This window comes from Halomonas sp. AOP27-A1-41 (genome assembly GCF_052378605.1).
Classification (GTDB): domain Bacteria; phylum Pseudomonadota; class Gammaproteobacteria; order Pseudomonadales; family Halomonadaceae; genus Vreelandella; species Vreelandella citrativorans.
Genome location: NZ_JBQSXT010000001.1, coordinates 24,438 through 45,984 on the forward strand (window position 1 = coordinate 24,438; position 21,547 = coordinate 45,984).

At 55.0% G+C, this 21,547-nt stretch carries 14 protein-coding genes; 11 read left to right on the plus strand and 3 right to left on the minus strand.

Annotated elements, in window-relative coordinates; translation table 11 throughout:
• Positions 1 to 44 precede the first annotated feature (44 nt).
• The 8 genes from hslO (at position 45) to ACT3TC_RS00135 (ending at position 11,203) form a co-directional block, all read left to right on the plus strand.
• A complete protein-coding gene (gene hslO, locus ACT3TC_RS00100; protein ID WP_444638635.1) occupies positions 45 to 920 on the plus strand; it encodes an Hsp33 family molecular chaperone HslO in 876 nt (291 codons plus the stop codon).
• A 314-nt stretch (positions 921 to 1,234) separates the two neighbouring features.
• Positions 1,235 to 2,791, plus strand: coding sequence for a phosphoenolpyruvate carboxykinase (locus ACT3TC_RS00105; protein WP_444638636.1), 1,557 nt, complete (start codon positions 1,235 to 1,237; stop codon positions 2,789 to 2,791).
• Between the two features lie 620 nt (positions 2,792 to 3,411).
• The gene (gene glsA / locus ACT3TC_RS00110; RefSeq protein WP_444638637.1) at positions 3,412 to 4,365 is read left to right on the plus strand and encodes a glutaminase A; all 954 of its coding nucleotides are present in this window, start codon (positions 3,412 to 3,414) and stop codon (positions 4,363 to 4,365) included.
• Positions 4,366 to 4,536: 171 nt separating this feature from the next.
• Complete coding sequence (locus ACT3TC_RS00115) at positions 4,537 to 6,879, plus strand: Tex family protein (RefSeq protein ID WP_444638638.1); 2,343 nt, start codon at positions 4,537 to 4,539, stop codon at positions 6,877 to 6,879.
• A 178-nt stretch (positions 6,880 to 7,057) separates the two neighbouring features.
• Positions 7,058 to 8,698 carry a glutamate--cysteine ligase gene (gshA, locus tag ACT3TC_RS00120; RefSeq protein WP_444638639.1) on the plus strand — a complete coding sequence of 547 codons (1,641 nt, stop codon included), beginning with the start codon at positions 7,058 to 7,060 and terminating at the stop codon, positions 8,696 to 8,698.
• Entirely contained in the window at positions 8,695 to 9,195 is a 501-nt protein-coding gene (locus ACT3TC_RS00125) for a disulfide bond formation protein B (protein ID WP_444638640.1), read from the plus strand. The genes gshA and ACT3TC_RS00125 overlap by 4 nt, the downstream gene beginning before the upstream one ends.
• A gap of 131 nt (positions 9,196 to 9,326) precedes the next feature.
• Positions 9,327 to 9,797, plus strand: a complete 471-nt coding sequence (rsd, locus tag ACT3TC_RS00130; RefSeq protein WP_444638641.1) for a sigma D regulator — start codon at positions 9,327 to 9,329, stop codon at positions 9,795 to 9,797.
• Positions 9,798 to 10,048: 251 nt separating this feature from the next.
• Positions 10,049 to 11,203 (plus strand): linear amide C-N hydrolase, encoded by a 1,155-nt coding sequence (locus ACT3TC_RS00135; protein ID WP_193057373.1) that lies wholly within the window; start codon positions 10,049 to 10,051, stop codon positions 11,201 to 11,203.
• Between the two features lie 103 nt (positions 11,204 to 11,306).
• Here ACT3TC_RS00135 and ACT3TC_RS00140 read toward each other — a convergent pair whose 3' ends face one another.
• Both ACT3TC_RS00140 and ACT3TC_RS00145 read right to left on the minus strand, forming a co-directional pair.
• Positions 11,307 to 14,384 (minus strand): efflux RND transporter permease subunit, encoded by a 3,078-nt coding sequence (locus ACT3TC_RS00140; protein WP_444638643.1) that lies wholly within the window; start codon positions 14,382 to 14,384, stop codon positions 11,307 to 11,309.
• Complete coding sequence (locus ACT3TC_RS00145) at positions 14,384 to 15,466, minus strand: efflux RND transporter periplasmic adaptor subunit (protein ID WP_444638644.1); 1,083 nt, start codon at positions 15,464 to 15,466, stop codon at positions 14,384 to 14,386. Before ACT3TC_RS00145 ends, ACT3TC_RS00140 begins: the two co-directional genes overlap by 1 nt.
• 222 nt (positions 15,467 to 15,688) lie before the next feature.
• Here ACT3TC_RS00145 and ACT3TC_RS00150 point away from each other — a divergent pair, with 222 nt between their 5' ends.
• Complete coding sequence (locus ACT3TC_RS00150; RefSeq protein ID WP_216657922.1) at positions 15,689 to 16,663, plus strand: malate dehydrogenase; 975 nt, start codon at positions 15,689 to 15,691, stop codon at positions 16,661 to 16,663.
• Between the two features lie 1,188 nt (positions 16,664 to 17,851).
• Here ACT3TC_RS00150 and ACT3TC_RS00155 read toward each other — a convergent pair.
• The gene (locus ACT3TC_RS00155) at positions 17,852 to 18,508 is read right to left on the minus strand and encodes an HAD family hydrolase (protein WP_444638645.1); all 657 of its coding nucleotides are present in this window, start codon (positions 18,506 to 18,508) and stop codon (positions 17,852 to 17,854) included.
• A 199-nt stretch (positions 18,509 to 18,707) separates the two neighbouring features.
• Between ACT3TC_RS00155 and ACT3TC_RS00160 the strand changes: the two genes are divergently transcribed.
• Together ACT3TC_RS00160 and ptsP are read left to right on the plus strand one after the other, a co-directional pair.
• Entirely contained in the window at positions 18,708 to 19,202 is a 495-nt protein-coding gene (locus ACT3TC_RS00160) for an RNA pyrophosphohydrolase (RefSeq protein WP_172116181.1), read from the plus strand.
• 83 nt (positions 19,203 to 19,285) lie between these two features.
• Entirely contained in the window at positions 19,286 to 21,547 is a 2,262-nt protein-coding gene (ptsP, locus tag ACT3TC_RS00165) for a phosphoenolpyruvate--protein phosphotransferase (protein WP_444638946.1), read from the plus strand.

Here is a 21,547-nt window from a genome sequence, read left to right on the forward strand (position 1 = left end):
GCTAAGCGCCCACTTTAAGTACCCTTTTACTGCAGGACCTTGTTATGTCTGATCAAATTCAGCGGTTTATGTTTGACCAAACCAACGTGCGTGGCGAAATCGTAACGCTAGCCACTGCCTACCACGAAGTGCTCACGCGCCACGCGTATCCGCCCGCCGTCAATGAGCTGTTGGGTGAACTGCTGGCCGCTGTCGCGCTACTAACCGATACCATTAAGTTGGACGGCACCTTGAGTATTGAAGTGCGTGGCCAGGGCGTGCTGTCGCTGCTAATGGCGGAGTCCAACCCCGGCGGCGAGCTACGTGCGATTGCGCGTGTGGCACAAGACAGCCACTTGCCCAGCGAGCGAGCAGACTTTCGTGAATTGGTCGGAGAAGGTCAAATTGTCATTACGCTCGACCCGCGTGAAGGCAAGCGCTACCAGGGCATTGTCGCGCTGGATCACGAAACGCTCAGTGGCTGTCTGGAAGCCTATTTTGGCAAGTCCGAACAGTTGCCTACTCGCTTGTGGTTAGCGGCAGACGGCGAGCGCGCCGGTGGCTTGCTGCTGCAGCGTTTGCCTGATGCCTCGCAAAATCAGGATACTGACGCGTGGGAGCGCAGCGTCGCGTTGGCCGATACGATCAAACCTGAGGAGCTTTTGGGGTTAGAGCAGCGCGAAGTGCTTTATCGCCTTTATCATGAAGAGACGGTTCGGGTCTTTGATCCTAAAGCCCTGCGCTTTGGCTGTACCTGTTCGCGGGAGCGAATGGCGGGAGGATTGATCACGTTAGGCGCTGCTGAACTACGCGATATTGTGCGTGAAAAAGGCGCTATTGATACGCAATGCCACTTCTGTCACACGAAATATCACTACACTGCGGCTGATGTTGAGACATTATTGGAGAACCCGGATGCACCATCGCCGGTTATTCACTGATTATGTAGTCGTTTATCAAGGCGCTGATTAACGGGGTGTGCTCGTAAAAGGGCAGTAGCGACAACGGTTGTAGCGATTTCACCCTGGAAACAGTTGAAAACTTACTGCGCTGCAATAAGAAATATTGTGTGTTTGTAGTAGTTTAACTACAAAATGTTTGCTCAAAGCCCCCGTTTCCCGGGGGCTTTCTTTTTGCAATAATGCGCCTGACTTCAGCACACCCAGCGCAATGTAATGTTGTTGGGACGACCTTTTTTTGGTGGCGTTAACAGCGCCCGGTAACGAGAGAATGGCCGCAAGGCCCAGGAATCAAAATGACCACGACTCAAGCCGCTCCCCAAGCCCACGTGAATCTTAGCAGCGCCGAATTAATCGAGCGCGCCGTGGCCCGTGGTGAAGGCCGCCTGTCGGCAGATGGCGCTCTGGCGATCAATACTGGCGTACGCACGGGGCGTTCGCCAGCTGACCGCTTTATTGTCGATGAACCGTCAACGCGTGACAGTATTGATTGGGGCAGCGTCAACCGCCCGTTTGATGCCGCTAAATTCGACGCTTTGTGGGCGCGGGTTGAAGAGTATCTAAGCCGTCGTGAGTATTTTGTATCTGAGCTGCACGTGGGCAGTGATTCCACCCACTATCTGCCGGTTCGTGCGACCACTGAAACCGCTTGGCAGAATCTTTTCGGCCGCACCATGTTTGTACGTCCGAGCGCTTACAACCCGGCGGGTAAAGATGAGTGGGTCATTCTCAACGCGGCAAATTTTGAGTGCGAGCCGAGCCGTGATGGCACCAACTCTGATGGCTGCGTAATTATCAATTTCGCCGAGAAAAAAGTGCTGATCGCCGGTATGCGTTACGCAGGCGAAATGAAAAAAGCCATGTTCTCGGTACAGAACTTCCTGCTGCCAGCGTCTGACGTGCTGCCGATGCACTGCTCGGCCAACGTGGGTGAAGATGGCGAAACCTGTCTGTTCTTCGGTCTTTCTGGTACGGGTAAAACCACGCTTTCCGCTGATCCGGCACGTTACTTGATCGGTGATGACGAGCACGCCTGGGGCGACGGTATCGTCTTCAACATGGAAGGTGGTTGCTACGCCAAATGTATCGACCTTTCCGAGAAAAACGAGCCGGTTATCTGGAACGCCATCAAGTTCGGCACGGTGCTTGAAAACGTGGTGCTCAATGACCGCCTCGAGCCTGACTACGCCGACGACAGCCTGACGCAGAACTCGCGTGCCGCGTATCCGCTTGAGCATATTGAAAAGCGCGTGCCGGAAAACCTGGCGGGCGAGCCCAATGCTATCGTCTTTTTGACCTGCGACATGTCGGGTGTGCTGCCGCCGGTGTCCGTACTGTCTAAAGAAGCCGCAGCGTACCACTTCCTTTCCGGTTACACCGCTAAGGTTGGCTCTACCGAAATGGGCTCTTCAGAAGGCTTGGCCGCTACGTTCTCTACCTGCTTTGGTGCCCCGTTCTTCCCGCGCCCGGCGCGTGAGTACGCGGATCTTCTGATCAAACGTGTTGATAAGAAAGACGCTCAGGTTTACCTGGTCAATACCGGCTGGACGGGCGGCGCGTTTGGGGAAGGCGGTTCACGCTTCTCTATCCCGACGACGCGCGCGATTATCAGTGCGATTCAGTCAGGCGTGTTGCGCGATGTAGAAACGCGCCATATCGAAGGCTTGAACCTTGACGTGCCGGTCGCCGTGCCAGGCGTTGATTCCAGCCTGCTTGACCCACGCGATACTTGGCAAGACCGCGCTGCCTACGACCAGCACCTGCAAGAGCTGGCGACTAAGTTCGTGGATAACTTCAAGAAGTTTGAAGGGGTGAGCGAAGCGATCCTCAAGGCAGGCCCGCAGTTGGGTTGATATTAAGTAGGGTACAAAGCACGTCTTCCAGAAAGCCGCCTCACGTTGAGGCGGCTTTCTGCGTTGATGAACGGGGGTAAAGAGCAAGCCTTTGCTGAACAATGCCTGAATACTGCAATTGTGTTATCGGTATCGCTGTACATTGGGTGCCCATTAGTGTGTATTGTTGACATAAGGTTAATCATGATTAAGGTTAAGTATGCCGTTGATGGTCTCTAGAGGTAGTAACGTAAAGAGAAATACCGCGCAGGGAGACAGCGTACGGCGATAATTGCCTCTATGGGTTTTTAAACGACAGTGCTCTATCAGTTCGATGTAACGTATTAGCGAGAACTGTAAAAATCCTTCAGCGGATTTTTTTAAACGTAGTTTTTCAAAGACTACTGGTTAAAAAAATGCTTAGAAGCAAGGAATAAATGGGACTTGCAGAGAATGAAAGAGTATTCCGAGCTGATGTTTAACGCAGTAGTATCAGGCGCAGCCACGCTATCAACGGTAGCTAATTGCGCCCAACCGTTCTGGCATGATGATCATGCTTCAGTATGGAAGCAGAGCTGGTAAATGGCTTCCATGATAACTGTCCAGAGCTGAATGAAATATGCCATTGAAGAGGCAGGCGAATGGGGCTATCTACTGGAATGAAAGCGGATATCGAAAGCGCGTTAAAGGCAGGCATGGAGGCGGGGCGAGCAGCGCATGGAGGTAAGAACGCTGATTATATCCCCTATCTAGCCTCTGTTGATCCTGAGCTGTTTTCACTTGCCATCATAACGGCTGATGGCCAAGTCTATACCGAAGGGGATTGCGACTACGCGTTTGCAATTGAGTCGATCTCAAAAGTATTTACGTTGGCGATGGTCATGGAGCATATTGGCCCTGATGCTGTTCGCGATAAAATTGGAGATAGCCCAACGGGACTGCCCTTCAATTCCATCATCGCACTGGAGCTAAATAACGACAAACCGCTCTCTCCGCTTGTCAATGCCGGCGCTATCGCGACGGTAAGCCTTGTGCCCGGGGAGAGTGCAGACGAATGCTTTGAAGCTATTCTCCAGTGCCAGCGTGAATTTGCGGGACGAGATCTTGCCATGAGTGCCGAGATTAATGCGTCTGAGCAGTCTACCAACGCCCATAATCGGGCTATCGCATGGCTGCTTGAAAGCGCTGGTGCGTGTTATAGCGACCCGGTACGCACTGTCGATGTCTATACACGGCAATGCTCTACCCTGATTAATTGCAAGGATCTTGCCACGATGGGGGCAACGCTTGCTGCAGGTGGTATTAATCCGTTAACCAAGCGACAGGTCATGGATGCGCGTTATGTCCATTATATATTGGCTGAAATGATGATGGAGGGACTTTACACGGCTTCTGGAGACTGGGCTTATGAGGTAGGCTTGCCCGCGAAGAGTGGTGTTGGTGGGGGTATTCTCGCTGTCATGCCGGGGCAGCTCGCGATAGCCGCTTTTTCTCCTCGCTTGGATGAGGCTGGCAATAGCATTCGTGGTCAGGCCGCTGTCAAGGCTGCTGCGGCATCGCTGGGTCTCAATCTCTTCAAGGCTCCTTGCCAGTAAATGCCTTGAAGAAAGAAGGTTACTGTTCACGGCAATTAAGGGGGCGGCCACTACCTGAACGGTCTTTTATCCCTATTGCTATAAAGGGGGTCTTGTGCAGATACAGCGGTAGTAGGCTGATTGTGATACCTTGTCAGCACTAAAAAATGCTGCATGAGTTAGTTGCAATTTATGGATGTCAATCAGCGAATTATTTCCCGCTTAGCCGACGAGCTAGGTGTGCGTACCCAGCAAGTAGCGGCTACGGTAGAGCTCTTGGATGGCGGTGCCACCGTGCCGTTTATTGCCCGTTACCGTAAAGAAATTACCGGGGCATTAGATGATACCCAACTGCGTCAGTTGGATGAGCGGTTGCGCTATCTGCGCGAACTTGAAGAGCGCCGTGCCGCTGTCCTGGAAGCCATTGATGAGCAGGGCAAGTTGGATGCATCGCTCAAGGCGAGCATAGACGCGGCAGAAACCAAACAACGCCTTGAAGACCTCTATTTACCCTTTAAGAAAAAACGCCGCACAAAGGCACAAATCGCGCGTGAAGCGGGGCTTGAGCCGTTAGCGGATGCGCTGTTGGCGAACCCCGCGCTTGACCCTGAAGCGGAAGCGGCCGGCTACCTGCGCCCGGCAGAGGGTGATATTCCCGCCGTTGAAGATGCCAAAGCGGCGCTGGACGGCGCTAAACAAATCCTGATGGAGCGCTTTGCCGAAGACCCCGAGCTAATCGGTCGGTTGCGCGAGCGCCTCTGGCAAGAGGGTGAGCTGAGTGCCCGTGTGCTGGAGGGCAAGCAGCAAGAAGGCGCTAAGTTTGCGGATTACTTCGAGCACGATGAAAAGCTTGCCAAAGTGCCTTCACACCGTGCGCTTGCCATGTTCCGTGGCCGCAATGAAGGCGTGCTGAGCCTCGCTATTCGCTTGCCTGGTGAAGATGATGCGCCTATTCATCCCGCCCAGGTGGCCATTGCCAAACACGTCGGCATTAGCGATGAGGGCCGCGCTGCTGATAAATGGTTGGGCGAGGTGGTTCGTTGGACATGGCGAGTGAAACTCTATACAGCGCTGGAAACCGAACTGCTGGGGCGTTTGCGCGAGCAGGCTGAGCAAACTGCCATTGAAGTATTTGCCGCTAACCTGAAAGACCTGCTGCTGGCCGCACCCGCTGGGCAAAAAATTACCCTAGCGCTTGATCCTGGTTTGCGTACCGGTTGCAAGGTGGCGGTCATTGACGCAACCGGGCAGTTTATCGACCAGGCGACTATTTACCCGCATGCGCCACAAAACCGCTGGGATGAGTCGCTCAACGTACTGGCTAAGCTCGTTAAGCAGCATGGCGTTCAACTGGTTGCTGTTGGGAACGGCACCGCCAGCCGTGAAACCGACAAGCTGGCAGGGGAGCTACTGAAAGCACTGGCGCCCGAGTATCGGGTCAGTAAAGTGATGGTGTCGGAAGCTGGGGCGTCTGTTTACTCCGCTTCGGAATACGCTTCTCGTGAACTGCCGGATCTTGATGTCACCATACGCGGTGCGGTGTCGATTGCTCGTCGGTTGCAGGACCCGCTGGCTGAGCTGGTTAAAATTGAGCCCAAGTCGATTGGCGTAGGCCAGTATCAGCATGACGTTTCTCAGGTGCAGCTATCGCGTAGCCTGGAGGCTGTCATTGAAGATTGTGTTAACGCCGTGGGGGTTGACCTTAACACGGCGTCCAGCGCCTTGCTCTCTCGGGTGGCAGGCCTAAGCGCAGCGATCGCTGAGAATATCGTGGCCCAGCGCAATAGCCTTGGTGCGTTTAAAAGTCGTAAAGCACTGCTGGATGTTAGCCGCTTGGGGCCCAAAACCTTTGAGCAGTGCGCCGGCTTTTTGCGCATCAGCAATGCGGGTAACCCGTTGGATGCAAGCGCCGTTCACCCGGAAGCCTATACCCTGGTCGAGCGCATCGCCAAACAGAGTGGTCGTGATGTTAAGGGCTTGATTGGCGATAGCGCTGCGCTGAAAGCGTTGAAGCCCGCTGATTTTGCCGATGAGCGCTTTGGTGTGCCCACGGTCAGCGACATTCTGAGCGAGCTTGATAAGCCGGGTCGTGACCCTCGGCCTGAATTTAAAGCCGCGGAATTCCGCGAGGGCGTGGAAACGCTCAAGGATCTGAAGCTGGGCATGGTGCTGGAGGGTACCGTGACGAACGTAACGCCCTTTGGTGCGTTTGTAGATATTGGCGTCCATCAGGATGGCCTGGTGCATATCTCTGCACTGTCTGATCGCTTTATTGACGACCCACGCAGCGTGGTTAAAGCGGGTGATATTGTGTCGGTAAAAGTGATGAGCGTGGATATTGCCCGTAAGCGGGTGGGGCTTTCCATGCGCCTGAATGATGAGCCGGAGAGTGAGCAAGAGCGCGCGTCATCAGCCGTTAATAAAGGGTCGCAAAAGTCACCTCGTAGCCAACGACCTGCCAGTAAGAGCACGGAAACTTCGGCGCCAATGGGGGCGCTGGGGGCGGCATTGCTGAAAGCCAAGCAGGGCAAGTAGACGCATACGTTGAGTGCTAACGTAACTTGAAGGCTTGCGTGGCTTGAAAATACGTGGCTTGAAAATATAAGGGCTGCCGCCATATCCTGCCTTTTATGATTGATGGATATGCTGGCGATGCCACCTGATTTCACCAGGGCTCGTCCAAAACGAGCCTTACTGACAAGGAGTGTTCACCTTGCCTGAACCACTCACTGTGCCATCTTCGCTGACCTCCCAGGTTGAGCGACTGTTGCCCAGCGCGCGCTTGGGCCGCATGGGACGCTTACGCCGCGGGTTGGAAAAAGAAGGACTGCGGGTTGATGCAAACGGCCATATTGCGCAAACCCCGCACCCAAGAGCTTTGGGTTCCAAGCTAACGCACCCGCATATCACCACTGATTATTCAGAAGCGTTGATTGAATACATTACCCCGGTGTATTCGCAGCCGCGTGAAGCCTTGGCCTTTTTATCGGATCTGCACACCTTTACCTATCAGCACCTTGACCAGGAGTGGGTCTGGCCGGGGAGTATGCCGTCACGGCTTTCAGGTAATGCCAGCGTGCCCATTGCGGATTACGGCTCTTCCAACGTCGGCACCATGAAGCACGTCTACCGTAAAGGGCTGGACGTACGCTATGGGCGGATCATGCAGGCAATTGCTGGCGTACACTACAACGTCTCGTTACCTGATGATATGTGGCACGCGCTGCGCGAGCTGGAAGGTGCGAATAATATCCCGTTTAACGACTATCGTTCGACGCGCTATTTTGGCCTTATCCGTAATTTTCGACGTCATAGCTGGCTGCTGCTTTATCTGTTTGGCGCTTCGCCTGCGGTAGATAAAAGCTTTTTGCCTAACGGCAATGTGCCTGAAAAGTTGAAGCCACTCAACGACGATACGTTTTATGCACCGTTCGCTACAACGCTGCGTATGTCGGATCTAGGCTATCAAAACAAGGTCCAGGCTCAGCTTAAAATTTGTTTTAACTCGCTATCCAATTATGTGAACACGTTGCGCCATGCGATCTCAACGCCGTGGCCGGATTATGAAAAACTCGGCGTTAATGTGGAGGGTAACTGGCAGCAGTTGAATGCCAATATTCTCCAGATAGAGAACGAGTACTACAGCGATATTCGTCCCAAGCGCGTCGCCAAGCATAACGAAACGCCTAGCCAGGCGCTGGAAGCGCGCGGTGTTGAGTATATTGAAGTGCGCTGTTTGGATCTGAATCCCTTTGACCCGCTGGGTGTCACCGAGACGCAGATGCGCTTTGTCGACACTTTCCTAATGTGGTGTTTACTCAGCGATAGCCCGTGGATTTCTGATGATGAGTGCGACCGCCTGGACGATAACCGTCGTTGGGTGGTGGAGCGCGGCCGTGACCCAGAGTTAACGCTGATTCGTAATGGCCAGACCACCTCGGTTAGTGAGTGGGGCGAGCAGATTTTTGCAGAATTACACGAAGTTGCCCGCCTGCTGGATGCTGTGGAAGACGATGCGCCTCACGCGGCAGCACTCAATGAGCTGGCCCCGCGTTTGCAAGATCCTTCGCTGACGCCCTCGGCTCAGCTTCTGGCGCTTATGAAAGAGGGCAATGGTTCGTTAAGTGATACGCTGCTTGGGCTGGCCAAGGAGCAGAGCGAAAAGCTTAAAAATACACCCATGCTACGCTCACGTGAAGCCTTGCTTGATCAGTTGATTGAGACCTCGCATCAGCAGCAGAAAGATATAGAAGCGGCAGACCAGGAGAGTTTTGCTGGCTTCCTCGATACGTACTTTACCAAGGCGCGTGAATCGCGCGCGTTGTCTGCGTTACTACTTGAGGAGAGGCAATGAAGCCCATAGCACTTCGCCCCGTGGCCCTTGCAGGCTTGGCATTTTGTGTCTTGATGATGGCCGTCGCGCTTGGCCTCGAGCATATTATGGGTCTTGAACCCTGCCCGTTGTGCATTTTTCAGCGCGTAGCGGTCATTGCCGCAGGCGTGATCTTTGCGGTTGCGGCTATCCACAACCCAAACGGCTGTGTGGGAAAAGGCATTTACGGTGTGTTGGGGGTGATAGCGGTAGCTATCGGCGCGTTTATTGCCGGTCGCCATGTGTGGCTGCAAACCCTCCCGGCTGACGAGGTACCGTCCTGTGGCCCTGGTCTTGGCTACATGATGGATATCCTGCCCATGCAGGATGTCGTTGCCATGGTGTTGACGGGCTCTGGCGAGTGCGCCGAGATTGACGTTACCTTCATGGGGGCTTCTCTGCCTGCCTGGACATTCCTCGGCTTTGTTATCCTGGCGCTTGTACCTCTGCGGATATTGTGGCTAGCTATCAAGCGATAGATGGCTGTTTGTGCGGCCAGCGTTTTGGCTGGCCGTTAGCATCAAGGAAACGGCCCCTAACAGGATTGACAGAGAAAGGTGGAAACGCGAGCCTTACTCTGTTGTAGGTGGCTATTAGCAAGGAGAAGCCCATGCTCGAAGATTGCAAAAACGCCCAAGAGCGCTGGGGAGGCGTTCATGGCTTGATTGACCGCTGGCTGGAGCAGCGCCGCACGCTTTTGGCGAGTTTTATCGAGCTAAAGGAAGCCTGCGACACTGAACTAGAAGCCGTTAGCAAAGAGCGCATTGATACCTTTAGCCAAACGCTCATGGATTATATTAGCGCGGGGCATTTTGAGATTTACCCCCAACTTGCGGAAGAAGCGAAAGCCTTTGATGATGAGAGCGCGCTACACATCGCATCACGGCTTCTGGAGCGCCTTGAGATGTCTACGCAAATGGTGCTTGAGTTCGACCAGGATTACGAGTCACCTGTGCGTTGCCAGCAGCATTTGGTGCGCCTACCCGCCTGGATTGACCGCTTGGCAAAAGGTCTCACTGAGCGTTTTGCGCTAGAAGATCAGCTCATTGCCCGCTTGCACGCCGCCAATACCCCCAGCTAAGCCTTTCCTCTTCATTGCTTGTTGTTGTGCGCCAGATAAAAGCACCCTTGAAGGTGCTTTTTGTCGAATTTTATTCCGGCTAATCTTCCCAAGCGCCCTGGTTTAATGGGGCGATACTTGCTGCTTGGTTGAGGCTTCCTAATACTGTTTCTTTTTATGAAGGAGACGTTTACATAAGTTGATTTAGTAATAAATAAGCTATAGTTTGCCTGAAGTGTGGTTTAACTATTAATAAGATGAGGAAGAGTAGTATGCGACGTTTTTCCAAGCCTTGTTTAGCAGGTTTTTGCCTATCGGCGATCAGTATTGCTCTCGCGCCCACAGTGGCCGCATGTACCTCCCTTCTTTATAGCGACGCAAATGATAAATTTTATGCGGGCCGCACCATGGAATTGCCCATGGAGCTACCTTATAAAGTGTCCTACTTTCCAGCCGGCACTAGCTTTGGCTCGCAGGCTGATAAACACCACGTGCTGGACTTTACCGGCCAAAACGCCTTTGTTGCCGTTACGGTGCCGGACCCCGTATCAAAGGATTTAAAAGTAGCTGAAGGCGTTAACGACAAGGGATTGACGTTTGGCTTGCTGGCGTATGCCAGCACCGAAGGCCCCGCCGATATGGTTAACAATACGCAGGCGGTGCTGGCAGCTATCGACCTCGGCGCTTGGGCGCTTTCTCAGTTTTCTACCGTTGACGAAGTAAAGCAGGCGTTAGAAGAGCAACCTGTTATGGTGACGTCGCTACTGCCGATGGGCGTGCTGGATACGCCGTTTCACTACACGTTGCACGATGCCACGGGTAAATCCATCGTGATTGAGTTTGCCAATCACGAACAGAATGTTATCGACAACCCGCTAGGGGTTATGACCAACGGGCCAGAATTTTCCTGGCACATGACCAACCTGAATAACTACACGTTTTTAAGTAACATTGACCAGTCAAAGCTGGAATTGAGCGGGGTAAAACTTGCTCAGCCTGACTCAGGAATTGCGACGGCCGGGCTGCCTGCGTCGAATACGTCAGTTGGGCGCTTTGTGCGCGCTATTTACTACTCCCAGTTTGCTGAAAAAGCAGAAAATGCAGACAGCGCCATCACGACGCTTGCCCATGTCATGAATAACTTTGACCGGCCACGCGGTATTACCATCGACAACCGATTCCGCGACTCGATTGAAAATATTGCGGCCCCCGGAGTTAACAATGACCGTGTCTACACCTCGGAATATACCTCCTGGACGTCACTGATTGACCTCCAGCAGCGGACGCTTCACCTGCGCTCTTACGATAGCCTTAACTACATCCATTTCGATCTGGATGAGCTAACGGATATTGATGAGATCCGTCATGTTGAACTCAAGGACGTGGTTCATGGCCCGCAAGATGCCACGCTGGCCTTGAGTCAATAAGCCAGGTTTACAGGGCCGACGTTTACAGGGCTGGCGTTTATAGGGCCAGTCTTTATAAGAGAAAGGGGGCCGCTCAAACGGCCCCCTGTGTTCGTCTGGCTGGCTACGGCTTGTGGCGGTGTAGTTTGCCACCCAGCACCAGCATACAGGGCGTCAGCAGAAGGGTGAGGGCGGTCGCGAAGGTAAGCCCGCCGGCAATGGCGCTCGACATCTGTGTCCACCACTGCGCTGAAGGCGCGTTGAACCCAAGTGACGGTGCGAACAGGTTGACGTTCATGCCCAGTACCATCGGCATCAAACCCAGTACCGTGGTGATTGCCGTTAACAGCACAGGACGAAGCCGCAAACAGCCTGCTTCCAATGCGGCCTCGGCCGGTGCCATCCCTTCAAGACGTAGCTCATTATAGGTATCGATTAATACGATATTGTTATTTACCACGATACCGGCCAGCGCAATGACCCCCATACCGACCATCACAATGCCAAAGGCCTGACCCGTGATCAGCAGTCCTATCAATATTCCGGCTGTCGAGAAGACGATGGCCGAAAGCACTAGAATCGCTTGGTAGAAGCTGTTGAATTGAGTCACCAGGATCAGCGACATTAGCCCAATAGCGACAAAGAACGCACTGATCAAGAACTGCATCGCCTCCAGTTGGTCCTCCTGCTCACCGGCCACATTCACCATCAAATCATCGGGCAGCTTGTCTTGCGCTGCCTGAAGCAGTGCCCTTAAACGTTCATCTGCCAGATACCCCGGCGCCAAATCAGCTTCGACGGTAATGGCTCGGCGCCCATTAATACGATTAAGCGTGCCTACTTTAGGTGCCGGAGTAATTTCCACGAAGTGAGAAATAGGCACCTGCCCGCGCGGTGTGTTTATCGTCATGCGGCCGAGTTGGTCGAGTGAGCGCCAACCTTCCGGTAACCGAATTCGAATATCGACCTCATCACTAACGTCAGGCGGCCGGTAGCTGGCCACCTGCAAGCCGTTGGTAAGCAGTTGCACCGCACTGCCAATGGTCGTGATATCAGTACCCATGCGCGCGGCCGCTTCGCGATCAACGTTGATCCGCCACTCCACGCCTGGCAGGCTACGGTTATCCTGAATGGCAACGAAGCCCCCTAGCTCATGCATGATGGCTTGTAACTGGTCCACCCCTGCATCGGCAACGGCTGGATTCATGGCGCTGACTTCCAGAACGATAGGCTTTCCGCCTCCTGGCCCCATCTCCTGCTCCTGAAACTCCAGGCGAATACCGGGAATGTCGCTGGCGCGTTCGGCCATGTCGGCCAAAATTTCTCGGGAAGGGCGGCGTTCATACCAATCAATAAACTGAAACTGGAGTACGCCGATAACATCGTTCCCCAGTTGCTCGTTGGGAACGGCAAACGAGCGCGCATAGAGCGCCTGTACTTCGCTCATTCCTGAGAGTCGTGCCTCCACGCGCTGAACAATGGCATCCGCCTCCAGGGCAGAGAAGTCGCCACGGGCGCGTACCAACACCTGGGCGCTGTCCGGCTCAACGTTGGGGAAGAAGTCGACCCCGTGATTGAGGCGCCCGTAGGCTGTGTAAATTAATGCCAGCAGCAGCACGGCAATGATAAGTACCCAGCCAGGGCGAGCCAGTAGGCGGGAAAGTAAGCGCCGGTAGGCGCGCCCCAGCCGAGTACTTTGGTCGGGGCGAGTTCCGCCCTGCGCTGGCTCGGTGGCCGTGCGGGTAAACAGTCGCCCAAGCGTGGGTAAGAAAATCAGCGCCATGGCCAGCGACGCCAGTAAACAGAGAATAACGGTTGCCGGCAGATACTTCATAAACTGACCGACCATACCGGGCCAAAACAGCAGGGGGATAAACACCGCGAGTGTCGTGGCGGTAGAGGCGATCACCGGCCAGCTCATGCGTGAGGCGGCATTCAGCCATGCCTGATGGGGCGATTGCCCCTCGCGCAGATGACGATCTGCCAGCTCGCTCACCACAATCGCCCCATCTACCAGCATGCCCGCGACCAGAATCAAGGCGAAGAGCACCACAATGTTGAGCGTGAACCCAAATGCCCAGACCAGCAGAATACCGGTTAAAAAGGCGCCAGGAATTGTCAGGCCCACCAGAAGCGCCATGCGCAAACCCATCACGGCGACCACCACGATGAGCACCAGTACTACGGCGGTCAGTACGTTATTGAGAAGCTCTGAGAGCATATCCTCAACCGTGACCGATTGGTCGAGAATGGTGGTGATATTTAACTGCTCAGGCAACAAATCACTTGCCTGGTCGAGTGTTTCGCGCACCGCAGCAATGGTGGCAATAATATTGGCACCAGCGCGTTTGGATATTTCCAGTACTACGGCGGGCTGGTCATCAATACGCGCAAAGCCTGCGGGGTCTTTAAAGGTGGGGTGAATCCAGGCGACGTCGCCAAAGGTAACAACGCGATCCTCATCCACCTTCACCGGCATGTTCATAACATCTTCAAGCGACTCGATAACGCCGGGCACCTTCAGCGCCATACGCCCTGCGCCGGTATCCAGGCTGCCTGCCGCTACCAGCCGGTTATTATTGGAGACGATGTTAAACAGCTCATTGAAATCGATGCCGTAACTCTCCAGCACCAGTGGGTCGACCACGATCTCCAGCAAGTCCTCCTGCTCACCGCCAATATCCACTTCCAGCACATCAGCAATGCCTTCAATCTCCTCCTTTAGGCGGCGCGCCACGGTAATTCGTTCCCGGGTATCCAACTGCCCGGAAAGGCCAATACTTAGTACCGGAAATTCCGACACATTGACTTCCATGACCCGTGGTTCATCCGCTTCGGAAGGTAAGTCGCTGCGGGCGATATCAACGCGGTCACGAACGTCGGAAAGCGCCGTGTCAGGGTCAAAGCCTGGGTCAAACTCCAATGAAATAGAGGCGTGGCCTTCGTTGGATTGGGCCGTGAACTTGCGCAGTCCTGCAATGCCGCGCAGTTCCTGCTCCATAGGACGAATCAGCAGACGCTCGCCATCCTCCGGGCTCACGCCCTCCAGCGTTAGCGAAACGTAAATCAGCGGAATCGTAACGTCGGGGTTGGCTTCCTTGGGAATGACCTGCCAGGCAACCACGCCTGCCAGCAGCAGGCTAACCAGCAGAAACAGCGTGGTGCGCGTATGGTGAAGCGCGGCATCAATCAACTGGCGCATTAGCGGGCCTCGGATGCAGCGTCAACAGAAACAGGCTCGACAACCTCGCCTGCATTCACAAGGCCAGCGCCTAGCGTGATTAAGCGCACCTGATCGGGCAGCCCACTGACATAGGCACTTTCAATCGTCGCGCTAACCAGTTCCACCGGCGTCTCAATCACTTCGTTATCGGCATTGATATGCTTGATAGTCAGCTGATTTTCATGGCCAAGAGACAGTAGAGCAGGCGAGAGGCTGTGTACAGAGCGGGGCGGCAGGGTAATCGTAAGCTCCGCGCTACCGCCGGACATGGGCAACTGCAAAGGGTTATCCAACGTCGCTTCGACATAGAACGTACGCGTCGCTTCATTGGCCCGGCGGCTAATAAAGCTCAGCTCGCCCTCAAGATGAGCGCCATTGAGCAAGCGAGCCGTAACGGGCAGGCCAACGGCCAGGCCACCCACTTGTTGCTGAGACACCCAAGCGGTGCCGGTTAAACGGCGATCATCTACCAGTCGCCCCCACTCTTCGCCGGGTTGAACGAGATCACCCAATTCAACCTCAATACGGTCCAGCGTGCCGCTAAATGGGGCTTGAGGGCGTGAGTCGGCAAGTTGTTTTTCAAGCTGAGCGACTTGCGCTGCACTCGCGCTTAAAGACGCTTGTAAACGTAGCAGTTCGGGCTGGGAAATAAGCTGACGGTCACGTAAATTCTGGGCGCCGGAGTATTCAGCTTGGGCGAGCGAAAGTTCATCGCGGGCTTGCTGCAGGCGTTCCGGCAGGGCGTCGTTATCCAGCACAAGCAGCGTATCCCCGGCCTCAACAGGGCTCCCTTGGGCAATAGGTTTTTCAACGACAAACCCACCGACGTTGGCGCGCAGGGCGACCTCACGCTCGGCGGTTAGCTGGCCTTGAACCATTTGCTGAGGGATGTAGGGCACGCTGTCGAGTGTCATCACTTCAACGCGCGGACCGCTTACGGAGCTACTTTGTGCCTCGGGAGGCGCGGATTGAAAGCGCTGGAAATCGCCCAGCACTAACCAAATGACCAGACCCAATACCAGTAAACTGGCCAGCATATAAGAAGAGGGAAGTTTGCGCATAAAGGGGGATCTATCCCTGGCAACTGTGTGCAACGACACACGAACAAGAAAAAAGGTGCAGCGATACAATAGCGCAACCAACGGCTTGCAGCGAGTGATTGGCAGGCCCGATGAAGGCAAAGTCACCGTATGGATGATTGAGTTTTTGCATGACTGCGCATAACATCTTGGCATCTTGAGTTCTGTCGACCCATTTGAAGGCGAACCAACCAAGGAGCAATGATGAAAGATCCAGTACGTATTGCGATTACCGGCGGTGCCGGCCAGATCAGTTACTCTCTTATTTTCCGCATCGCCGCTGGCGATATGCTGGGGCCGGATCAGCCTGTCATTCTTCAGCTGCTCGAAATTCCGCAAGCAATGGACGCGCTGAACGGCGTAGTAATGGAAGTCAACGACTGCGCCTTCCCGCTGGTACAAGATATTGTTGCCACTGACGATGCCAACGTTGCATTTAAAGATGCCGACTTCGCTTTGTTAGTCGGTGCGCGCCCGCGTGGCCCGGGTATGGAGCGTAAAGATCTGCTGGAAGCCAACGCCGCGATCTTCTCTGTACAAGGTAAAGCGCTGAACGATCACGCTAGCCGTGACGTTAAAGTGCTGGTGGTGGGTAATCCGGCCAACACCAACGCGCTGATTGCTTCGTGCAACGCGCCGGACCTGGACAAAGGTCAGTTCACTGCCATGACGCGTCTGGACCATAACCGCGCCCTGACGCAGCTGGCCCAGAAAACCGGTAAGCACGTGACCGACGTTGAAAACATGATCATCTGGGGCAACCACAGCGCGACCCAGTACCCCGATATCGCTCAGTGCAAGGTTGACGGTAAAGCGGCGTTTGATCTGGTTGAACGTGACTGGTACGAAAACGACTTTATTCCGACGGTACAGCAGCGCGGCGCGGCGATCATCAAGGCACGTGGCGCGTCTTCTGCCGCCTCCGCTGCCTCTTCAGCCATCGACCACATGCACGACTGGGCGCTGGGCTCCAAAGGTATCGTCAGCATGGCGATTCCGTCTGACGGCAGCTACGGCATCGCCGAAGGTATCATCTACTCCTACCCGGTGCGTTGCCAGGGCGGCAAGTATGAAATCGTTCAAGGCTTTGAGCTTGACGAATTCAGCCAAGAGAAGATGAAAGCAACCGAGAAAGAACTGCGTGAAGAGCGCGCAGCCGTTGAGCACCTGCTCGGCTAAACGCTCGGCTGGCACTGCTAGCTAATGCAAACCTCGTAAGCACTGCTTGCGGGGTTTTTTATTGCTGTTATTTAGCCGGGGCGACGTACCGCCGCCATTCGCGGGTGCCTTGCCGCTCGTTCCTCACGGCGCGTTACCACGCGCTACGATGTGCGCGGCCATTTGGGGGGCTCGTAGTGCGTGGTAAGCGAAGCGCACCCGCAGCGGCGGCCCGGCGCAAAAGCAGCGCGCAGCGGTGCCGGGGTTGAAATGCGGTGGCACAGCCGGGGCGTCGTACCGCCGCCATTCGCGGGTGCCTTGCCGTTCGTTCCTCACGGCGCGTTACCACGCGCTACGATGTGTGTAGTCATCTGAGGGGATTCTTGTAGCGCGTGGTAAGCGCAGCGCACCCGCGGGAGCAGCGCGTAGCGGTGCTGGGGTTGAAATGCGGTGGCACAGCCGGGGCGTCGTACCGCCGCCATTCGCGGGTGCCTTGCCGTTCGTTCCACACGGCGCGTTACCACGCGCTACGATGTGTGTAGTCATCTGAGGGGATTCTTGTAGCGCGTGGTAAGCGCAGCGCACCCGCGGGAGCAGCGCGCAGCGGTGCCGGGGTTAATGCGGTGGCGCATCCGGGCGTCGTACCGCCGCCATTCGCGGGTACCTTGCCGTTCGTTCCTCACGGCGCGTTACCACGCGCTACGATGAGTGCAGCCATCTGAGGGGATTCTTGTAGTGCGTGGTAAGCGCAGCGCACCCGCAGCGGCGGCCCGGCGCGGGAGCAGCGCGCAGCGGTGCCGGGGTTGAAATGCGGTGGCACAGCCGGGGCGTCGTACCGCCGCCATTCGCGGGTGCCTTGCCATTCGTTCCTCACGGCGCGTTACCGCGCGCTACGATGTGTGTAGCCATCTGAGGAGATTCTTGTAGCGCGTGGTAAGCGCAGCGCACCCGCGGGAGCAGCGCGCAGCGTTGCCGGGGTTGATTCTGTGCCTCTAGGCGTCGTGCCGCCGCCATTCGCGGGTGCCTTGCCGTTCGTTCCTCACGGCGCGTTACCACGCGCTACGATGAGTGCAGCCATCTGAGGGGATTCTTGTAGCGCGTGGTAAGCGCAGCGCACCCGCGGGAGCAGCGCGCAGCGGTGCCGGGGTTAATGCGGTGGCGCAGCCGGGGCGGCGTGCGCAGCCACCTGACGGTGATTCTCTTAAAGCGCTAATCACGAAGGCTCATGATTCGCCATTGGCGCTGTTCGGCTATCTGGCGGAGGGTGTCGTCCGGGTCAACGGCTACCGGGTGATCAACCTCTTCAAGCAGTGGCAGGTCATTATGTGAGTCGCTGTAGAACCAGGCGCCGTCCAGCGTAAAGTCCTTGTCTTCTAACCATTCATGCAAACGGGTAATTTTGCCTTCCCGATAACTGGGGGTGCCGGAGACGCGCCCGGTATAGCGACCATTCTCCATTTCCGGATTAACCGCGATCAAATAATCAACGCCCAAGCGCTCAGCAATGGGAGCGGTAATAAAATGGTTGGTCGCGGTCACAATAAGCAGCGTGTCGCCCCGGGTGCGGTGTCGCGCCAATAACTCTTCGGCCTTGGAAAGAATATGCGGTTCTATCTTGCTGGCCATAAATTGCTGATGCCAAGCCGCTAACTGTTCGGGCGTGTTATCCGCTAACGGCTTAAGCGCCACTTCCAGAAACGCCGCCATATCCAGCGTGCCTGCCTTGTAATCGGCCATAAAACGCTCGTTGGCTTCGCGATAGGCGACGGGGTCTACGGCGCCTTGCTCGAGCAAAAACTCACCCCATGCATGATCGCTGTCGATGGATATCAGCGTATTATCCAGATCGAAAATAGCCAGGCTCACGGCGCTCCCCTTATGGTCGATTATCGTTTGAAAGTTATAGGTATGAACGGCAAAACAAAGGGGCGGATTATCGCAGAGTCCTTGGTTCTTTCCCACCCGAGCCGCGCACGTGTTCACGACTTGGCGTTATATTGTATTGATACGCTTGTCACCCTTGTGGAAAAATGGGGATAACTGAAAATTTAATAAGGTGATGTCCGTGATCGACGCTGACGGCTTTCGCCCCAATGTTGGCATTATCATTGCTAACAGCCAGGGGCAGCTGCTTTGGGCGCGTCGTGTAGGACAGAATGCGTGGCAGTTTCCCCAGGGAGGCATTAACGCAAGCGAAACACCGCAACAGGCTCTTTTTCGTGAGCTTTTTGAGGAAATCGGCCTAACCGCCGATGATGTTGATATTATCGCCTGTACCCGGGGATGGCTGCGCTACCGTCTACCACGACGCATGATTCGTACCCATTCACGGCCAGTGTGTATTGGCCAAAAACAGAAATGGTATTTGCTGAGAATTCGCTGTCAGGAAAATCGAATTTGTATGACGGCAACGCCCAAACCTGAATTCGATGGTTGGCGGTGGGTGAGCTATTGGTACCCACTCGGGCAAGTGGTACCGTTCAAACGAGAGGTGTATCGGCGCGCGCTAAGAGAGCTTTCTCCCCGCGTTCAGCGCCTGGCACAAGATGATGAAAAATAACGTGCTCCACGGCTCTGGATGAGCGGTGAAAGTCTGTCGAAAAGATCCTCAGCGAGGCAAACAATGTGAAAAGTAAAACGTCCATGCTTGAGGTATTGCGTCGTGTTATTCAGGAAGTAAACGGTGCACGCAACCTGGACGCCGCGCTGTCGACGATGGTGCGTCGTATCCGCAAGGCCATGCAGACCGATGTGTGCTCATTCTACCTTTATGATAAAGAGCTTGAGTCGCTCGTTTTAATGGAAACGATTGGTCTGCGTACTCAAGCGGTAGGACGCGTTGTGCTGCCGTTAGGGGAGGGGCTGGTGGGCCAAGTGGCCAAGCGCAGCGAGCCATTGAACCTGGAAGATGCACGGCTTCACCCTCATTTTCGCTATTTTGAATCGACCGGTGAAGAACGCTATTCCAGTTTTCTAGGCGTGCCGATTATTCACCAGCGCCATATGCTGGGTGTGCTGGTTGTTCAGCAGGCTGAAAAACGCCGCTATGATGATCAAGATGAAGCCTTCCTGGTCACCATGGCCGCTCAGTTGGCAGGCGTGCTGGCTCATGCGCTGGCAACGGGTAACCTTGCGCGGCCTGCCTTGCCGGGCGGGCAGACCATGTTTAAAGGGGTCGCAGCGTCACCCGGTGTTGCCATGGGCGAGGTGGTCGTTATTACGCCACCGGCTGACCTTAATAGTGTGCCAGACCTAATCCCCAATAATGAAGCGTATGAAATTGCGCGTTTAAAAGAGGCGATCGGTAAAACTCGCGATGAAATTCGTGCAGCAGCCGAGCGTCTAGTCAACCGAATCTCCTCCCAGGAGCTGGCGCTTTTTGATGTTTACCAGCAGATGTTGGGTGAAGCAGCCCTTTCTGAAGAGGTTGAAAAGCGTATTCGTGAAGGGCAGTGGGCGCCGGGTGCGCTTGCCGATGTAGTGCGACGCCACGTTCAATATCTGGAGCGGGTAGATGACGATTATCTCCGCGAGCGCGCTGCGGATATTCGTGATTTAGGCCGCCGGGTATTGGCTCATTTGCAAGAGGGGGCGCCTTCAACGCCTGAAACCTACCCCGATAACGCCATTTTAGTGGGCGATGAAATTAGTGTCGCCATGTTGGGCGAAGTGCCGCGAGAGAAGCTCAAGGGGTTGGTTTCTGTGCGAGGTTCAGGTACATCGCACGTTGCCATTGTCGCCCGTGCTATGGGGATCCCCACGGTGCTGGGCATGATGGATTTACCCTTGCCACGCTTAAGTGGCGCACCGGTTGTGTTGGATGGTCACCGTGGGCGGCTGTTTGTTCGTCCATCGGCTGAGCTGACGTCGCGTTATGAAAGCTTAATTGCGGATGAACAAGCGTTAAGCGAGCTTCTGGAGCATGAGCAGGACCTGCCCAGTACCACCCCGGATGGCCATGAAATGCCGCTGATGGTCAATACGGGGCTGGCGGTAGATGCCACCACACTGCTCAAAAGCCGTATTGCAGGTGTTGGGCTTTATCGTACGGAAGTGCCGTTTATGATTACGGAGCGCTTCCCCGGCGAACAAGAGCAGATGCGCATGTATCGCGAGCAGTTGGAAGGGTTTGCGCCCTTGCCCGTGGTGATGCGTACGCTGGATATTGGGGGCGATAAAGACCTGCCTTACTTCCCCATTGATGAGGCCAACCCTTTTCTAGGCTGGCGCGGGATGCGGGTAACGCTGGATCATCCAGAAGTGCTCATGGTGCAGCTGCGTGCCATGCTGAAGGCTTCTCATGGGTTAAACAACCTCTCTGTGCTTTTCCCGATGATTACCAATGTCGAGGAAGTGGATGAGGCGCTGCGACTATTGGATCGCGCGATTATCGAACTGGGGGAAGAGGACATCATCATAAAGCGTCCCAAAGTGGGCGTGATGATTGAGGTACCAGCAACTATTTATCAAATGGATGCGCTGGCAAAGCGGATCGACTTTTTCTCTGTGGGCAGTAATGATCTCACCCAGTATTTGCTGGCGGTTGACCGCAACAATGCACGGGTTTCCAGTCTTTATGATGCAATGCACCCGGCACTGTTAGGCGCCCTGCAGGAACTTTCCCAGGATGCCAAGCGGCTTAATAAACCCATTTCGTTATGCGGCGAGCTGGCCGGTGACCCCGCGGGGGCGCTGTTATTAATGGCCATGGGATTTAACGCGCTTTCAATGAACGCCCCCAGTTTACCCAAAGTGCGTGCGGCCATTCGGCGCGTGACACTTCATGATGCCAATGCACTGCTGGCTGAGATCATGGGCCTAGATACGCCTTTCCAGGTACACGAGCATCTCAATAAGCGCATGGACGAGTGGCAGCTTTCGCACCTGTTGCCTCCACGTGATTAA